Consider the following 3,118-nt stretch of genomic DNA (forward strand, 5'->3'; position numbering starts at 1 on the left):
CGTCAGCCCTGGTCGAGGCCCAGCAGGTCGTCCTCGGTCTCGCGGCGCACCAGCACCCGCGAGGACCCGCCGGCCACCGCGACCACGGGCGGGCGGGGCAACATGTTGTAGTTCGACGCCATCGAGCGGCCATAGGCACCGGTGGCGGCGACGGCGAGCAGGTCGCCCGCGCGCACGTCGGCGGGGAGACGCACCTCGTGCACCACGATGTCGCCGGACTCGCAGTGCTTGCCGACCACCCGCGCCAGCACGGTCTCCGCCGTCGACGTCCGGCCCACGACCTCGGCGTGGTACGCCGCGCCGTACAGGGCCGGGCGGATGTTGTCGCTCATGCCGCCGTCGACGGACACGTAGGTGCGCGTGAAGTCCGCGCCGTCGTCGGCCGAGACCGTGACGGGCTTGACAGTGCCCACCGTGTAGAGCGTGAGGCCCGCGGGGCCGACGATCGCCCGGCCGGGCTCGATCGAGAACCGCGGCAGGTCCGTGCCCAGCTCCTGGCACACCCCGGCCACCGACTGCGCGATGTCCTTGGCCACGCGCTCCGGGTCGAGCGCGACGTCACCCGGCAGGTAGGCGATGCCGTACCCGCCGCCGAGGTCGACCTCGTCCACGAGCACGCCCGACCGCTCGGCCAGGTCGGCCCGCAGGCGCAGCACCACGCGGGCGGCGGCCTCGAACCCGTCCGGGTCCAGGATCTGCGAGCCGATGTGGGAGTGGATGCCGAGCAGCTTGAGCTCGGGGTGCTTGAGCACCTGCAGCAGGGCGGCCATCGCGGGGCTCTCCGCCCCGGCTGCCGCGTTGACGGAGAGACCGAACTTCTGGTCCTCGTGGGCCGTCGCGATGTACTCGTGGCCGCCGGCGTGCACGCCCGTGGTCACGCGGACCATCACCGGCGCCACGACCCCGCGCTCGCCCGCGAGGCGCGCGACCCGCTCGATCTCGACCAGCGAGTCGACGATGATGCGGCCGATCCCGGCGTCGAGGGCGCGCAGGATCTCGGCGTCGGACTTGTTGTTGCCGTGCAGGCCGATCTCGGCGCCCGGCACCTCGGCGCGCAGCGCGACGGCGAGCTCGCCGCTGGAGGCGGTGTCGACCCGCAGGCCCTCCTCGCGCGCCCAGCGCGCGACGGCCACGGTGAGCAGCGCCTTGCCGGCGTAGTACACGTCCACACCCGCGCCGACCGCGCCGAACGCGGCCTCGAACGCCGTCCGATACGCGCGGGCGCGCATGCGGAAGTCGGCCTCGTCCAGCACGTAGGCGGGCGTGCCGTGCTCGGCGGCGAGGTCGCGGACGTCCACGCCGGCGACGGCCAGCGCGCCGTCCGGCAGCCGGCCGATGCCGGTGGACCAGGGCGCGCCGGTCACATCCGCTCCGGAGCGCTCACGCCCAGCAGGTCGAGGCCGTTGGCCAGGACGGTGCGGACGGCGTCGTTCAGCCAGAGCCGGGCCCGGTGCGCGTCCGTGACCTCCTCGTCCGGGTACGGCGTGACGCGCAGCTTCTCGTCGTCGTTGTACCAGGAGTGGAAGTCGCCGGCGAGCGCCTCCAGGTAGCGGGCCACGCGGTGCGGCTCGCGCAGCTCGGCGGCCTGCGCCACGATCCGCGGGAACTCGGTGAGGCGGCCGATCAGCGCCGCCTCCGAGGCGTGCGAGAGCTGCGCCGGGTCGAACCCGTCCGCACGGCGCACGCCGCGCTCCACGGCCTTCGCGCCGATCTGCACCGTGCGGCTGTGCGCGTACTGGACGTAGAAGACCGGGTTGTCGTTGGTCTGCTTGAGCATGTCCTCGCCCTGCAGCTCCAGCGGGGTATCCGCCGGGTAGCGCGCGAGCGAGTAGCGCACGGCGTCCTTGCCGATCCAGTCGACGAGGTCGCGCAGCTCGATGATGTTGCCCGCACGCTTGGACAGCTTGGCGCCGCCGACGTTGACGAGCTGGCCGATCAGCACCTCGATGTTCGTCTCCGGGTCGTCCCCGGCGCAGGCCGCGATGGCCTTGAGGCGGTTGACGTACCCGTGGTGGTCGGCGCCGAGCAGGTAGATCTTGCCCGGGAACCCGCGGTCCTTCTTGGACAGGTAGTACGCGGCGTCCGACGCGAAGTAGGTGGGCTCACCGTTCGCCCGGACCATCACGCGGTCCTTGTCGTCGGTGAAGTCGGTCGTGCGCAGCCAGACCGCGCCCTCCTGGTCGAAGACGTGGCCCTGCTCGCGCAGGCGGGCCACGGCCTTCTCGACGGCGCCCGAGCTGTGCAGGTCGCGCTCCGAGAACCAGACGTCGAAGTGCACGCCGAAGCTCTCCAGCACCTCGCGGATCTCGGCGAGCTGGTGCGCGTAGCCCGCCTCGCGGGCCACCGCGACGGCCTCGTCGTGCGGCAGCTCCGGCAGGTCGGGGCGGTCCGCGAGCACCTTGGCCGCGAGCTCCTTGACGTACTCGCCGCGGTAGCCGCCCTCGGGCACCTCGCCGTCCGTGGCACGCGCCAGCACGGACTCCCCGAAGCGGTCCATCTGGGCGCCCGCGTCGTTGATGTAGTACTCGGCGGTCACGTCGGCGCCGGCGGCGCGGAGGATGCGGCCCAGCGAGTCGCCCAGCGCGGCCCACCGGGTGTGCCCGATGTGCAGCGGGCCGGTCGGGTTGGCGCTGATGTACTCCAGGTTGATCACCTGGCCGGTCAGGGCCTCGCCCCGGCCGTACGCCACGCCGGCCTCGACGATGGTGCGGGCCAGCTCGCCCGCCACGGCGGCGTCGAGCGTGATGTTGAGGAAGCCCGGGCCGGCGACGCCGACGGACTTGATGCCCGGGGCCGCGCCCAGGCGTGCCGCCAGGTCCTCCGCGAGCGCCCGCGGCGTCGTGCCCGCCTTCTTCGCGAGCTGGAGGGCCACGTTCGTGGCCCAGTCCCCGTGCTCGCGCTGCCTGGGTCGCTCCACGTGGACCGAGGCCGGGACGGCGTCGGCGGGCAGGGCGAGTGTGCCGTCGGCGACGGCCGCGGCAAGGGCAGCGCTCAGCGCTTCGGAGAGCTCGGTGGGGGTCACGGATCGATTCTATCGGCCGGGCCGCGTGCCCCGCCCCGGCTTTCCACAGGCCGGGAAGCGCGCCGTCCGACGCCGGCCTGTGCACCCGGGTGCACC

2 protein-coding genes are annotated in these 3,118 nt (G+C 73.7%); both read right to left on the reverse strand.

Annotation, left to right across the window (positions count from 1 at the left end):
* Positions 1-2 precede the first annotated feature (2 nt).
* Entirely contained in the window at positions 3-1,364 is a 1,362-nt protein-coding gene (gene lysA / locus ACFWEJ_RS28150) for a diaminopimelate decarboxylase (RefSeq protein ID WP_377232465.1), read from the reverse strand.
* Entirely contained in the window at positions 1,361-3,022 is a 1,662-nt protein-coding gene (argS, locus tag ACFWEJ_RS28155) for an arginine--tRNA ligase (protein ID WP_377232466.1), read from the reverse strand. The genes lysA and argS overlap by 4 nt, the downstream gene beginning before the upstream one ends.
* Between the last annotated feature and the right edge of the window lie 96 nt (positions 3,023-3,118).

It is taken from the genome of Promicromonospora sp. NPDC060204 (genome assembly GCF_042728455.1).
GTDB lineage: Bacteria > Actinomycetota > Actinomycetes > Actinomycetales > Cellulomonadaceae > Promicromonospora.